A 14909-nucleotide genomic window follows, 5' to 3' on the forward strand; every position below is an offset into this window, starting at 1 on the left:
TTGCTGAATAGGCAGGTAAAATAGTAGATTCTTTATCTAGCCTAACGTGACTTGGCCAGTAAGCAATTAAGAAATTCGAAAGCATGATATAAGCCATATTTATATCTTTGCTCGCTGAACTCACCCTCCTTCTCCGGAGAGATGACATGCGGGATTTACAGGCGCTGCGCGCCTTCGTCACGGTCGCTCAGCAAGGTAGCGTGTCCCGCGCCGCACAGATGCTAAACCTGACCCAGCCGGCAGTAAGCCTCAAGCTCAAACAGTTCCAGGAGCATCTTGGCTTCAAGCTGTTTCAGCGTCACCCTCAAGGCCTGGCCCTGACCCCTGACGGCCACGCCCTGCTGCCCGTCGCCGAGAAGGCGCTGGGCGCTGTCCATGCCTTCGATCTGGCGGCACGGGCCATGCACAGCACAGTACGTGGATGCTTGCGCATCGGTACTATCGTTGATCCGGAATTCATCCGCCTGGGTGCTTTCCTGCATCGGCTGGTGGAACAGGCGCCGCAGATCGAAACCGAACTACACCACAGCATGAGTGGCAGCGTGTTCGAGCGAGTTCTGCGCCGCGAATTGGATGTCGGCTTCTTTCTCGGCCCACCTGGCCTAGCGACTCGCGCCGAGGGAGGCGAACCTGCTATCGATATCCTCGAGCTGACTCTTTTCCATTATTTGATCATTGCCCCGGCAGGCTGGGCCTCACGCCTGGCGCGCACCGACTGGACAAGCCTGACTGCCCTGCCGTGGATCGTTACTCCACCGGCATCCGCTCATCACCGTCTGCTCAAAGCAGTGCTCGCACCATTGGGGCTCACAGCCCATGGCGTGGCCCAAGTCGATCAGGAGTCCTGCATGCTCGATTTAGTGCGCGCTGGCGTAGGATTGAGTCTGGCCCGTGATACCGTGGCCATGCAGGAACGCCAGGAGCGTGGCCTAGTGATCGCCAATGGCGTACGCCTGCCCTGCACGCTGAGCTTCATTTACCGTCGAGACTGCCGCGACGAACCGATAGTCGACATTGCCCGGAGCGTGCTGAAACAGGTATGGACTACCTAACGTTTCTTGAAATCTCTCAAGGGCCAGCCATACCTATCACTCCCACCCCTCCCCTAGACGCGCGCAGGTGAAATAATCGTCCGAGCCGTTCTGTCCAGCCTTCATCAATAGCTGCACGCCATCGAAAGGACTCTGCTCTGCGTGCATGCGCATGAAAGCCTCCATGCTAGCGGGATTGATCGCATCGATCGTCAAGGCATCGATGCCCAGCGCCCGCACCGTCTGGCTCGATGTATCCCCGCCCGCGAGCATCAAGCGCGGCAGCGTTCTTTGAGCGAATACCAGCCGCAGGACCGAACCGTAGAGCCTGCCGATGACAGCCGAAGATTCGGACTGCATTGCGCCAAACACGCCGCGCCCTTTTGCAATCGTTGCATCCTCGGGACCATTAGCTGCGTAAACCACGATGCTCTGACCTCTAGCAGTCGCCTCAAGTACCTGTGCCGCTACCTTTTCGGCGACATGCATTTCACTCTCATATTCAAGCGCATCGACCGGCAAACGTATGGCCTGCCACCCATTGGCCCGGGCATGTTCAATCTGTATGGCAGTGCGGGGCGAGCAACTGCCGGAAAGCACGACGAGGCTTTCGACCGGCCGTTGCGGATTGCGCACGATTTTGTGCAGCCTCGTTTGCGTCGCGGCAAGATGAGAAGCTAGACCGGCCGCGAAGCCGTGTGAAGACAGCGTGAATACGGATCGATCATGCGAGACGCGCCACACGGCTCGCGCCATGGTAACCAGATCCCTGTGCTCCATCGCATCGAAGATGGTGCCTGCGAAATTGGCGTTGCTGAGAATGGCATCGATTTCCTCATCACCTTTCGTTCGCAGTGCAACGACATCGCACAAACCAATAGGCAGCGAGGTCTGATTGGCCAAGTGCCGCCGCAAGTCCGCCTCCTGCATTGGTGTCTCAGGGTGCTTCGACATGCTTGGATGACGATCAAGCCGATACGCCTGTTGCTGATAGACAGCGAAATGATTGGCGAACGCCGTGAACCGGCCAAAGGAGGGGTGCGCGGCCACGATTGGGATGTTCTCCACGCCGAACACATCCCTTGCGAGTTCCATCACCGTGCCGAAGTTTCCGCGTGTCGGCGAGGAATCGAAAGTAGCGCAGATCTTGTACTGAATGACACGCCCGCCCAAGCGCCTAAACAGCTCGAACACTGGCCGTATCTCGTCGGCCATGTCGGTAGGCGTAAGCGAGCGGCTGATCCCTGCGATGCCCAGCACTTTGACATCCGCCGCATGCATCGCCACCTGCTCGAGAGTCGGCGTATTGACGAACAGGATGCCTCTTAGTCCCTGCCGGTGATACTCCAGCAAATTCGCACTGGCACCGGTGAAATCATCCCCATAAAAGAGCATTGGGTAGGGCTGGATGGGGCGCATACTGATCTCGAATCAAGTTAGAAGTAGCGATACCACAGAGGTAACGCAGGGATAAAGGTAATGCATGCCACCACGATCAGCGCCGCAAAAATGAACCAGCCGATGTAACGAAGCAGTGCGATCAGCGCCACGTCGTTAGTGCGCGCAGCGACAAACAGATTGGCGGCCATCGGCGGCGTCAGGAGACCAAGCTCTATATTGACGACCAATATGATGCCGAGATGGACCGGGTCGATTCCATAACTTGCCGCTGCAGGTGCCAGCAACGGACCCATCAGCAGCGTCGCTGCGTTGGTCTCCATGAGCATACCTATCAATAGCAGCGCTACATTGATGACCAATAGGAATACGATGACACTATCGGTAACCATGGGAGCAAAAGCAGCAATCGACTGGGGAATCTGTTCCAGCACCAACGCGCGGTTGAATACGCTGGTGAAGGCGATAACGACCAGAATCGCCGCCGAACTGAGCGCGGCACGGGAAAAGATATCACTCAGATCACCAAATCGACCCGTCCTGCCGAGCAACATGACAAACAACGCATACATTGTGGCAACTGCCGCGGCCTCAGTCGGAGTAAAGACACCCGAGTAAATTCCGCCGAGTACAACGACGGGTAGCATCAATGCTGGGGCGGACCGGAACAGGATGGACGGCAGGCTTTTCGCGGCATCATCGCTTTTCGCTCCATTGCCACTGTGAGCATGTTCATGGCCAGAGGCCAGTACGCGACGCGTCATGAAAAAATGTACCGTCATGAATGCTATGACCATAAGAATGCCGGGCAGTATCGCAGCCAGAAACAATTGGGTAATCGACACACCGACGATCGATCCGTACAGAATGAGCGGAATTGACGGCGGGATCAGCACACCGAGCATTCCTGAGGCCGCATTCAACGCTGCGGTATAGCCCGGCGGGTAGCCCCGCCGCATCATTACGGGACCTACGGCGCCGCCGATAGCCGCGACGGTGGCGACTGATGAGCCGGTAATGGCTCCCATCATTGCGCTGGCGGCAATCATTACATGCCCCATCGGCGCCCGAAGCCATCCCAACAGTCGGTCACATACATCGATTAATTGCTTGATCAGGCCGCCGCGATTCATGACCTCCCCAGCAAGAATAAATAGAGGTATCGCCAGCAACGGGAAAGAGGAAACAGCGCCAAACGTCGTCGAGGGCAACACTGCCCAATCAATATTCCAGGTCTCGGCATTTGCAATGACGAGCAGGGGGAACGCAATGCCAATGGGGATTCCGATCAGCAGAAGTCCGAAGAGAATGAAGATACCGAACGTCATGCTTATTTCTCCTGGATGGCGGGCGCAAGGTCGATTACGGTACACCAGAGTTCAAGCACGGCATGAAAGATCACTAGCACCATTCCGGCAGGCAAGAAGAATAGTGGTATCGCGACCGGCGTTCCCATGGCGATCAGCTTTTCACCGGATAGCAGGGTATCGTAGAAAAAATTCCATCCGTAATACAGGTACACGGTGGCGAAAATGATCGATGCGATTCCGATCAGAAATCGGGCGACCAGGCGAAGCCGATGGCTTTTAGCCGACTTGAGAATATCGATCACAATATGGGTTCCCGTGTATGAGCACATTGCCATGCCAATAAAAGTCAGCGGCGCCATAGCGACAACGCCCCACTCACTAAAATTGGGAAAAGGCAGGTTGAAATAGCGCACCAGCACATTACTTGATATGGCGAGCAGCATCACGGCTAATGCCGTGATACATATCCATTTTTCAACACAATAGACTTTCCGTTCGAACTTGAATGGCCGTGCATTTATGTTCAGACAGCGATCCAAGGCAGGCGAAATCTCCATATATCCCTCTCTTGTTAGCTGTATCTTTCACAGGGAAATCGTGCCATCTTCATTTCGCCGCTTTCTTCCCAAACTTAGTTCGACCGCGCGCGTGCGACCTCCTCACGCAGAGCATTGATTCGCGCTTCTCCATACACGGGGGTCAACTCATCCCAGACCTGCTGGCCTATCTCGAAAAACGCCGCTAGCGCCTGCTCATTCGGATGCGTTATCTCAAGGCCGGCCTGCGCGAGCTTGGCCAGGTATTGATCGTTTATTTCGCGATTTTTCTGGATTTGGCGCTCACCGACTTCTTGCGCAGTTTCGAGCATGATCTGCTTATCTTCCTCCGAAAGTTCGGACCAAAGCTTGGCACTCGCATTGAACGTGCCGAATGCATACACATGCTTCAACGTGGTCATATATTCCTGCGTTTCGAACAGCTGCGATTCATAGGTAAGGGCAGCTCCATTGTCCTGACCATCTACCGTTCCCTGCTGAAGCGCTGTAAATAATTCCGGAAAAGGCATTACGACTGTTTGAGCGCCAGCAGCCTCGAAGAAACCTTTGATAGCCGCCGAACTCGGCACGCGCAATTTCAATCCCTCCAGGTCGTCGGGTGTTTCGATCGGATGCCGAGAGTTGGTAACGGCGCGGAATTCGAGTTCGTATAAGCCTAGTGTTTCAATGTCATGCTTGGCCAGCGTCTCGCGTATGGTCTTCTGGATAACACCATCGGGATTGTAGAAAATCGCATCGACCTGCTCGTAATCGGTCGCGATGAAAGGCAGGTAGTGAATGTCGAGTAAAGGATCGAGCCCGGCTAGCGATCCTGGCGTCAGCAATGCGAGATCAAGCGCCCCTCTGGCCAGGTCGCGCGCGTTCGCTTCCACTCCTCCCAACTGGCCATTGGGGAACAGCGTGATGACGATTCGCCCGTCGGTTCTCTCTTCGACCAACCTCGCGAACTCCTGGGCCGCCTGGTCGGCTGGACTATCAATGGCGGCATAGTGAGCCAGACGCAACTCCATGGTCTCGGCAGACGCGGCAGCCGCGGCAGCCGCGAACGCCAGCATGATACATGTAGCCAGCAGGACGGTGAATCTGTGTCGTATGGACATGATTTTCATGATCGTATCTCCTTACGTTTTGTTCTTGTGTGGTTAGATATGGTGGTTTCTTAAGAGACTGCATGCAGAACCTGGCCTACGACCGTATCCACCGGCTCGAATGTCCGATGCGCGATAAAAGAGGCTCGTTTCGGCTCACGCAGGTAATTCGATACGGCGTTGTAAGTGACGTATAAAATCCTGCGCGGGAGCGGCGTGATATTACCGGCCGAGCCGTGCACCGTATTACCATGAAACATCAGCACATCACCGGCTTTGCCGGATGCCGCCACAATATCGCTGCTTTTCTTGATCAGGCGCGCCACATCCCTGCGCTCCATCCAACGTCGACCGTTAACGTCCGGCGCTTCGATCATGCCTTCTCCATGGCTGCCCGGCACAAACATCAGCGCGCCATTATTCGGCGTGACGTCATCCAGCATAATGGCGATATTCATCCCCCGGGGCTCCGGCATGCCGTCATCGTAATGCCAGGTGACGAAATCCTGATGCCATGGGAAAGGATCGCCATCGAAGGCGACTTTCGGGTTGACTTTGAACTGGTGGATATACAGTTTTTCACCGATGATCTGCTCGACCGGTATCACAAGACGGCTGTCACGTGTCAGCGAACGGAATAACTCATTGTACTCGTGGCAACCGAAGGCGGTGCGCGGAGCGCCGTTCTTCTCGCGCCATACCTCCGAACGCTCGTGCTCGAAAATTGCCACCGACTCGGCACGTAGAGCATCGACTTCCTCTGCCGTGAATATATCGCGCACCACAAGGAAACCGTTGTCGTTGAACTCCTGTAACTGAGCAGCAGTTAGTTTCAATGTATCATCCTCTCTGTAATAAGAGCCGTCTCACGCAGCAGGGAAACCGTTTCCGCGTTATACTACGAATTTTTCGATGGCGGCCTTGAGTTCGGAGTGTGTGGCAGCGTAATCGCCGATCTCTATACCGGCCATGGCAGCCTCCCATCCCTGTTGCATACTACGCACACCCTCCGCGATACCGCCCGGGTGAGCGATGATTCCACCCCCGGCCAAGTGCAACAGGTCAATCGTATCGGTCCGCGCATACGTGTCTACCGCCGATCCGGCCCATTGGGCCGAAGAAACCGCCGGCATTACACGATAATCGCCATACAGTGGCGTCAGGCAATCGAGGATCGATTGGCTCACTTCCTCATCGCTCTGATAGAATTTGCTGCCGAGACCGCTCACGTGCAGGTGATCCACGCCGGCAAGGCGGCATATCTTCTGGTAGGCGGTGAAACCGATGCCAAGCATTGGGTAGCGAGCAAGCGCGCCGTACATTGCACGGTGACCATGAATGGGCAGTTCACAGTGCTGACGCAGGTAGGACAACCCAGCAAAACCCACGCTATTGATAGCAACCATCACACAAGTACCACCAGCATCGCGCACCAGGTCGTGGCCGCGCCGAAGGTCGTCGACATCGCCAGTGATATTGAAGGCATACATCATCTTCTTACCGGTCTTGTCGGCGGCACGGTTGATTTCGTCCATTACCACCGCGACACGCTCGGCCAGCGGCGCATAGGGCGCATTACCGTTGAGTTCGTCATCCTTGGCAAAATCGAGTCCCGCACAAGCCAGATCACGAATCAACGGACGTATTTCGTCCGGCATCAAGCCAATGCTCGGCTTGATGATGGTGCCGATAAGTGGTCGTCCATCGACACCCGCTAACCGTCGTGTTCCTTCGATGCCGAAGGCCGGCCCGGGATAGCGCTTTGCAAATGATGCCGGCAAATCCAGGTCGACCAACCGCAGCCCGGACACTTGTTGCAGTTCATAAAGGTTACCTGCGACGGTCGTCAGCAGATTCGGTATCGACGGACCGATATTGTGAAACGGGAAGGAAATGGTCACTTCGCCGCGTTCGTATCGCGAGGCTACGCGTGCTGAATGTGGCGCTGTGGCTCCTTCCAGGGAAGGAGCGGAGACCGCTCCCAGCGGCTTGATGCTAATGACCCGTGCGCCGTGACGATCCTTCAATGCTGCGGTTTCACCGGGCACAGCGACAAACGTGCCACACGACTGCTCGCCGGCAATCACCTCGGCGGCGTATTCCAATGAAAAAGCCGTTTCGATCAGGTAAGTAGCAACGACACGGTCCTGCAATAAAGCGTGCGCTTGCGCCGTGGCGCTTGACGCCTGGGCTTGAGTTTCTTCAACAAGCATATTTTTTGACCTCGGGTTGTTAGCCTCCTGCTAACGTATCCTATGAAGATCGATGCCCAAGATACAATTCACATTTTGTGCGGTAAGGTATGAGAAAAAGTCAAATCTAGTGGAAGATAGGGAGGGGCCAAACAGTATGACCGTCGCACGACCATCGCTGAATGCACTCCGAGCCTTCGAAACATCGGTCCGACTTGGCAATATGAGTCGCGCAGCGGACGAGCTCGGCGTCACCCCCAGCGCTATCAGCCGCCATATACAAAGCTTGGAAAGCATCTTTGGCGTGCCACTGTTGAAACGCCTGCCGCAATCGGTAATCGCGACTGATGAGGGCGCACGCATGGCGGCTAAACTATCGGACGGATTCAATCTGATCGAAGCTAGCGTGGCGCAGTTCAAGCCAGGCCCGCTAACGCTGTCATGCTCCGCCACTATCATGATGCACTGGCTGATACCTCGGCTGCGCCATTTCAAGCAAACGCACCCTAATGTGGATCTGCGGCTCAATGTAAACTACGCAGACATCGATCTTGTGCGCGAAGAGATCAGCCTGGCGATTCGCAACGACATGGTTCCACCGCCGCAGGATGTGATCGTCAAACATCTGATGAATGAAGAAATCGGCCTTGTATGCGCCCCTGGCTACCTGAAAGCGGCAGGACTGGAAGCTCGCCTGGAAGATTTGCCTAAGGCGCGCATTCTCGCCGCCAAGACGCGGCTCTTCGCATGGAATGATTGGCTTGAAACAATGGGGCGCCCAGAGATTGCATTGGCGCCACATGATATCTACGAGCACTTCTACCTGATGATCCAGGCAGCATCCTATGGGCTTGGCGTTGCCATCGCTCCACGTATGATCGTAGAGGATGAGATAAGCTCAGGACGGCTTGTCGCACCCTTCGGTTTCATCGCCGGCAAGTTCAATATCGTGTTGTGGATTGCACCGCATCTCAGGAAGTCGAAGGACTTGCAGGCGCTTGTGAAATGGACCATGCACGAAGTCGGCAATACGGACCGCGCCCTGCCAAATGCCAAAGGTAGGTGACCCGATACGTCCCGACGCTATCCGCCCAATGACTGCATGACGCTCATCATTACCGATACATGACCGAGATTCTCGACTCACTCGATGCGTGTCAGTTCGCTGTCGATCTCACGGTCTTACCGCTGCGTTCGCTTTTGCCGCCACCAGAGCTTTAGCCGTACAATGCGGCAAACGCCGCGATGCCCGATAAAAGGGGCGCGGCTTCGTTTATATGAACTCGAAGGAACGCCGGACTCATGCGCGCCAGTCAACTGTTGATCGCCACTCTCAAGGAAACGCCCGCCGATGCCGAGATCGTCAGCCACCAGCTGATGCTGCGCGCCGGCATGATCCGCCGCCTGACCTCGGGGCTGTATACCTGGCTGCCGACCGGCCTGCGCACATTGCGCAAGATCGAACGTATCGTGCGCGAGGAAATGAACCGCGCCGGCGCGCAGGAAGTGCTGATGCCGGCGGTACAGCCCGCCGAGCTGTGGCAGGAATCCGGCCGCTGGGAACAGTATGGCCCCGAGCTGCTGCGCCTCAAGGATCGTCATCAACGCGACTATTGCGTCGGCCCGACCCACGAGGAGGTGATCACCGACCTGGTGCGCCGCGAGGTCTCGAGCTACAAGCAGTTGCCGGCCAATTTCTATCAGGTCCAGACCAAGTTTCGCGACGAGATTCGCCCACGCTTCGGGGTGATGCGCTCGCGCGAATTCATCATGAAGGACGCCTACTCCTTCGATGTCGACGAGGCCGGCCTGCAACGCTCCTACCAGACGATGTATGACGCCTATGTGCGCATCTTCGATAGGCTGGGCCTGGATTATCGTCCGGTGCTGGCCGACAACGGCTCGATCGGCGGTACCGGCTCGCATGAGTTTCACGTCCTCGCCGACTCCGGCGAGGACGATATCGCCTTCTCCAGCGACTCCGACTACGCCGCCAACATCGAGAAGGCCGAGGCACTGCCCGCGCCGCTCGGCGAAGATGCTCAGCGCCCTGCACCCGGCGAAGGACTGCGCCTGGTCGATACACCCCATGCCAAAACCATCGCCGCCCTGGTCGAGCAGCATGGTCTACCCATTGAGAAGACCCTCAAGACCCTGATGGTGCATGCCACCGAGGGTGGCCTGATCGCCCTGCTGGTGCGTGGCGATCATGAGTTGAACGAGGTCAAGGCGGAAAACCTGCCCGAGATCAAGGCGCCGCTGACCATGGCCAGTGAAGACGAGATTCGCGCCGTGGTCGGCGCCGGGCCCGGCTCGCTGGGACCGGTCAAGCTCGATATGCCGGTCATCATCGACCGCAGCGTGGCGTTGATGAGCGACTTCGGCGCTGGCGCCAACATCGACGGCAAGCACTATTTCGGCATCAATTGGGAACGCGATGTGGCGCTACCCAAGGTCGCCGACATTCGCAACGTGGTCGCGGGCGACCCCTCGCCGGACGGCAAGGGCACGCTTTCGATCAAGCGTGGCATCGAGGTCGGCCATGTCTTCCAGCTCGGCCAGAAATACAGCGAGGCGATGGATGCCACGGTGCTCGACGAGAACGGCCGAGCCGCCACCCTGTGGATGGGCTGCTACGGTATCGGCGTGACCCGTGTGGCCGCCGCCGCCATCGAACAGAACCACGATGCCAGCGGCATCATCTGGCCCAATGCCATCGCCCCGTTCGAGGTGGTGCTGGTGCCGATGAACGCGCACAAGTCCGAGCGCGTGCGCGAAACCGCCGAGCGCCTCTACGGCGAACTCAGCGCCCAGGGCATCGATGTCTTGCTCGACGATCGCGATACGCGCCCCGGCGTCAAGTTCGCCGACCAGGAGTTGATCGGCATACCCCATCGCGTGGTGATCGGCGATCGCAGCCTGGATAACGGCGAGCTGGAATACAAGGGCCGCCGCGACACCGACAACCGCATGATTCCCGCCGATGAGCTGATCGATTTTCTGCGTGAGCGCCTGCAAGGCTAATCGATGGGCCGCCACCTGGCTGGTGGCGGCCCTGCTGGCTACCCTGGCTGCGGACATGGCGCACGGCGCGGCGCGTGCACCCGACGAGGTGCCCGAAGCCTTGGTCGACACCCTGTCGGCCATGACCAGCCGTGCCGGCCTTTCAGCCCAGGCGGAACGGCCCAGTGCCTGGCTTGAAGCGATGCAACCGCGTCTCGCGCCCTTTCTCGACGAACCCGAAACTCGCCTGACGCTACTCCAACGAATCCGCCAGGAGGCCAGGCTGGCCGGGCTATCGCCGCAGATCGTGCTGGCGGTCATCCAGGTCGAGAGCGCCTTCCAGGCCGATGCGGTGTCGTCCGCCGGTGCCCTGGGGCTGATGCAGGTGATGCCGTTCTGGAAAAACGTCATCGGCCGCTCCGAGGACAATCTGCTCGACCCGCGCCTCAACCTGCGTTATGGCTGCACCATTCTTGCTTACTACCTGCAACGCGAGAACGGCGATCTGACCCGCGCGTTGGCACGCTACAACGGCAGCCTGGGCAAGACCTGGTATCCCGAGCGGGTGATGCGCGCATGGATCGAGCGTTGGTGGATCACTGGCAACGCGTAATCGAGTGCAGGCAACTTTTTCCAGCATCGCGTATCTTAATGCCAACCATGCGTATCGAAGTTTGAATCCTCTCTCGTCATATCAGGTACCGCCCGCATGATTCTCGCCACTTTGCGTCGCTGCCTGGGTCTATCGCTGCTCTGCCTGGCACTGGGCACGAGCCGTCTCGCCGGGCGTCTGTTGCACCCGTCCCGTCGCCGCCTCAGGCGCCTATCGGGGCACCAGCAAACCCGCTTGAGCGGGCTTCAGGCACGTTTGCTCAATTGGCAGACGCAACTACAGCCTCAGGATATCGATAAACTGACCGGTGTCGGCACCCGCCAGAGCGCCTTGCGTGAACTCGAAAGACTGGTCGACCACAATCAACCGTTCTCGCTGATCCGGCTGAGTGTCAATAACGTCAAGCAGATCAACGATACCCTGGGTCACGCTGTCGGCGATCAGCTGTTGGTGGCGCTGGCTCGACGCCTGATGCGCCTGGAGTTTCATCGTGGCCGCCTGTATCGGCTCGGCGGCGACGAGTTCGTGATGCTGGTGATTCCCCCCACCGCGCGCGAACGTCTTGCCGATCGGCTGCGTGAGCGCTTGTGCCAACCGTTGGAACTGGAAGGGACGACGCTGATTCCTTCGATCTCGATTTCCGATCTGCATTATCCGGAACATGGCCAGGAACCACTGCGCCTGCTGCGTCGCTCGGGCATTGCGCTAACCCTGGCACGCAAGGCCCGAGACGGCTATCACGGCTACCAGAGCGGGCTCGATCAACACCATGACCAGGAACGCATCATGCTTCGCGACCTGGTAAGTGCCGTTCGCGAGCAGCAGTTGCGGGTGGTTTATCAACCCAAGATTCGCATTGCCGATGGCCGCGTCGAGGGCTTCGAGGCGCTGCTACAGTGGCAGCACCCTTCCCTGGGCCTGCTGCAGCCCGACGAGTTCCTGCCATTGGCCACCCAGTCCGGGCACATGCCATTGCTCAGCGACTGGATGCTCGAACATGTCATCGGCCAGATGGCTGCATGGCAAGCACTCGGCAGGCCGCAGCACGTAGCGGTCAATTTGTCCGCTGCGGATCTCGAGGATGTGGATCTGGCCAAGCGCCTGGTCGGCTGGCTAAACAGGTACGGAGTCGATCAGCGACTGTTGATGCTGGAGGTTACCGAGCAGACCGTGATGCGCGACCCAGGGCTGGCGGCCCACTTGCTCGGCGAGCTTCGCGAACAAGGCTGTCAGGTGGCCATCGACGACTTCGGCACCGGCTACTCATCGCTGACCCAGCTACGCTGCCTGCCGCTGGACGTGCTCAAGATCGACAAGTCGTTCGTCATCGATCTGCCCCACCAACCCGAAGATGCGCTAATCGTCGATGCCAGTATCGATCTGGCGCATAAATTCGGCCTGCAGGTCATCGCCGAAGGCGTTGAAACCCCGCAACACCTGGCGCTACTGGCCCAAGCCGGTTGCGATCAGGCCCAGGGGTTTCTGATCTCGCGGGCGCTGGACGCCGAAAACGTGACGGCCTGGCTCGAGGAATACCAGAATCATCTGCTGGTAGTCTCCGCCCGGCCAAACGGCACGCTTGGCGGTTGAGCAGACGCCTGGCTGGTTACTCGTTGCGTCGCAGATGCTCGATCGGTATTTCCAGGCGCTGCTGACCTTGCAGCATGCTGAGCAGCACGATCGCGCGCTCCTCGCCCTTCTGGCTATCGAAGACCGCTTGCAGCGCGCGAAACGGCCCCTCGGTGATTTCGACGATTTCACCGGCACGAAAATACACGTTGGCCTGCTGCGCTGGCGCTTCGACACTCGCATTATCGCGCAGTATCTCGATCAGATCGTCGGCCACCGGCAGTGGTTCGTCGCCGAACCCGACCAGCTTGAGCACCCCCCGGGTCGAGCGAATCGGGCGCCAGTTACTATCCAGTCGATCGAGGCGGATGAACAGGTAATAGGGAAACAGCGGCTCGTCGAGCCAGCACAACTTGCCGCGACGTTTCTTCTGTACCTGAAGCACGGGATGAAAGACCTGGTAACCCTGGTTGTCCAAGTGTTCGGCGGCGCGAAAGGATTCGCCGCCCTTGCATTGGATCAGATACCAACGCGGGGTCGCATCGCCATTCAGAGGATCGCGGTTGTCGATTCGTTCATTCATAGCGCTCTGCTGTCCAATTGTTGATAGCCTTTCTCTCGCACCGTTCGAGTTACGTCCTGCTAGCGTGCAAAGCATTGATCTGTCTGGCACGAAGCACGTAAGTTAGCGCCTAGTCTATCATCGATGCCCGCGCGATTGACCGCGTCATGGCAATACACTGCCCACGCCAGGAGAACCGCCCTTTCATGACTCACTCCTCCGCGCATCGCTCATGGCGCGATGCCCTGGTCGTTTACCGACAGGCGCCGGTGATCGCCATGCTGTTTCTCGGCTTCTCCGCCGGGCTGCCTTTCCTGCTGGTGTTCTCGACGCTGACTGCCTGGCTACGCGACGTCAATGTCGAGGTCGCAGCCATCGGCTTTTTTTCCTGGGTCGGGATTCTCTACTCGATCAAATTTTTCTGGGCGCCGGTGGTCGACCGATTACCGTTGCCATTGTTGACGAGTGCCCTCGGCCAACGCCGCGGCTGGATGCTACTCGCCCAGGTGACCATCGCCACCGGCCTGGTTGGGCTGGCCCATACTAACCCGCTCGATGGCTTGGCGGCGGTCGCCGGTTTCGCCTTGCTGGTCGCGTTCGGCTCAGCGACCCAGGACATCGTCATCGATGCCTTTCGCATCGAATCCGCCGCCGAGGAAGTCCAGGCGGCGATGGCCTCGACCTATATCATCGGTTATCGCGGCGGCTTACTGGCCGCCGGCGCCGGGGCGCTGTACATCGCCGCGCTGGCATCCTGGTACTGGGCCTACCTGGCCATGGCGGCACTGGTTGGCGTGGGCATGCTGACGGTGCTGATGCGCCCCGAGCCACAACGCTCCTCACTCGGCGTGCAGTTGGCCCATGAGCCACGCGTACGGGCTTTTCTGCGCACGAGCCGGGGCCAACCGCGCGCCTGGCGGCACCTGGCGGCCTGGACCATCGGCGCGGTGGTTTGCCCCTTCACCGATTTTTTCGCCCGCCATGGACGCAAGGCGCTGTGGCTGCTGGTATTTGTGGGTATCTACCGGATCAGCGATCTGGCAATGGCGGCGATGGCCAACCCGCTGTATATCGATCTTGGCTTCACGCTGGCCGAGATCGCCAACGTGACCAAGCTGTTCGGCATCGCCATGAGTATTACCGGCGGCATCCTGGGCGGTGTGCTGGTGGTGCGCTACGGCATCGGCCCGATGCTGGTGGCCGGCGCGCTGATCGTGGCATTGACCAACCTGCTCTTCGCCGCGCTGGCGGTGATCGGAGACCAGATACCCATGTTGATAGTCACGATCATCGGCGACAACCTCGCCAATGGCCTGGCCAGCACGGTATTCATCGCGTTTCTTTCGAGCCTGACCTCGCGCGCCTATACCGCTACCCAATATGCCTTGTTCTCATCGCTGATGACGTTGCCCGGCAAGTTCATCGGCGGCTTCTCGGGGCTGGTGGTGGCCAGCCAAGGCTATATGGTGTTCTTCATAGTGGCTTCGCTACTCGGCCTGCCGGCGGTCTGGCTGGCCTGGCGCATCAGTCGCGATCGATCGCTGGTACCGGCCAACGAGCCCGCGACGGGCCAGGCCAAGGGCTAG

General features: G+C 58.5%; 13 protein-coding genes. 6 read left to right on the forward strand and 7 right to left on the reverse strand.

What is annotated here, in order from left to right:
• Positions 1-146: 146 nt before the first annotated feature.
• On the forward strand, positions 147-1052 hold the full coding sequence (locus BLR92_RS11635) for a LysR family transcriptional regulator (RefSeq protein WP_089728729.1): 906 nt from the start codon (positions 147-149) through the stop codon (positions 1050-1052).
• 36 nt (positions 1053-1088) lie between these two features.
• Here BLR92_RS11635 and BLR92_RS11640 read toward each other — a convergent pair whose 3' ends face one another.
• The 6 genes from BLR92_RS11640 to BLR92_RS11665 all read right to left on the reverse strand — a co-directional run bounded on the left by BLR92_RS11640 (position 1089) and on the right by BLR92_RS11665 (position 7597).
• Positions 1089-2450, reverse strand: coding sequence for a four-carbon acid sugar kinase family protein (locus BLR92_RS11640; RefSeq protein ID WP_089728731.1), 1362 nt, complete (start codon positions 2448-2450; stop codon positions 1089-1091).
• A gap of 17 nt (positions 2451-2467) precedes the next feature.
• Positions 2468-3757 carry a TRAP transporter large permease gene (locus tag BLR92_RS11645; protein ID WP_089728733.1) on the reverse strand — a complete coding sequence of 430 codons (1290 nt, stop codon included), beginning with the start codon at positions 3755-3757 and terminating at the stop codon, positions 2468-2470.
• A gap of 2 nt (positions 3758-3759) precedes the next feature.
• Positions 3760-4296, reverse strand: a complete 537-nt coding sequence (locus BLR92_RS11650) for a TRAP transporter small permease (RefSeq protein WP_089728735.1) — start codon at positions 4294-4296, stop codon at positions 3760-3762.
• Positions 4297-4370: 74 nt separating this feature from the next.
• Positions 4371-5405: a TRAP transporter substrate-binding protein gene (locus BLR92_RS11655; RefSeq protein WP_217636580.1), complete on the reverse strand. Its 1035-nt coding sequence runs from the start codon at positions 5403-5405 to the stop codon at positions 4371-4373.
• A 50-nt stretch (positions 5406-5455) separates the two neighbouring features.
• The gene (locus BLR92_RS11660) at positions 5456-6220 is read right to left on the reverse strand and encodes a phytanoyl-CoA dioxygenase family protein (RefSeq protein WP_089728737.1); all 765 of its coding nucleotides are present in this window, start codon (positions 6218-6220) and stop codon (positions 5456-5458) included.
• Between the two features lie 57 nt (positions 6221-6277).
• The gene (locus BLR92_RS11665) at positions 6278-7597 is read right to left on the reverse strand and encodes a ribulose-bisphosphate carboxylase large subunit family protein (protein WP_089728739.1); all 1320 of its coding nucleotides are present in this window, start codon (positions 7595-7597) and stop codon (positions 6278-6280) included.
• Between the two features lie 136 nt (positions 7598-7733).
• Between BLR92_RS11665 and BLR92_RS11670 the strand changes: the two genes are divergently transcribed.
• The 4 genes from BLR92_RS11670 to BLR92_RS11685 all read left to right on the forward strand — a co-directional run bounded on the left by BLR92_RS11670 (position 7734) and on the right by BLR92_RS11685 (position 12782).
• A complete protein-coding gene (locus BLR92_RS11670; RefSeq protein WP_089728742.1) occupies positions 7734-8642 on the forward strand; it encodes a LysR substrate-binding domain-containing protein in 909 nt (302 codons plus the stop codon).
• A 236-nt stretch (positions 8643-8878) separates the two neighbouring features.
• Positions 8879-10600, forward strand: a complete 1722-nt coding sequence (locus BLR92_RS11675) for a proline--tRNA ligase (RefSeq protein ID WP_089728744.1) — start codon at positions 8879-8881, stop codon at positions 10598-10600.
• Complete coding sequence (locus tag BLR92_RS11680) at positions 10581-11192, forward strand: transglycosylase SLT domain-containing protein (RefSeq protein ID WP_245704187.1); 612 nt, start codon at positions 10581-10583, stop codon at positions 11190-11192. Before BLR92_RS11675 ends, BLR92_RS11680 begins: the two co-directional genes overlap by 20 nt.
• Positions 11193-11288: 96 nt before the next feature.
• On the forward strand, positions 11289-12782 hold the full coding sequence (locus BLR92_RS11685; RefSeq protein WP_089728746.1) for a putative bifunctional diguanylate cyclase/phosphodiesterase: 1494 nt from the start codon (positions 11289-11291) through the stop codon (positions 12780-12782).
• Between the two features lie 16 nt (positions 12783-12798).
• Here the strand turns inward: BLR92_RS11685 and rfaH are convergent, their stop codons facing one another.
• Positions 12799-13344, reverse strand: a complete 546-nt coding sequence (gene rfaH, locus BLR92_RS11690; protein WP_089728748.1) for a transcription/translation regulatory transformer protein RfaH — start codon at positions 13342-13344, stop codon at positions 12799-12801.
• 185 nt (positions 13345-13529) lie between these two features.
• On the opposite strand from rfaH, the gene BLR92_RS11695 reads away from it, so the two are divergent.
• Positions 13530-14909, forward strand: coding sequence for an AmpG family muropeptide MFS transporter (locus BLR92_RS11695; protein ID WP_089728750.1), 1380 nt, complete (start codon positions 13530-13532; stop codon positions 14907-14909).

Origin of the sequence: Modicisalibacter muralis, from assembly GCF_900102945.1 — a bacterium.
Lineage (GTDB): Bacteria > Pseudomonadota > Gammaproteobacteria > Pseudomonadales > Halomonadaceae > Modicisalibacter > Modicisalibacter muralis.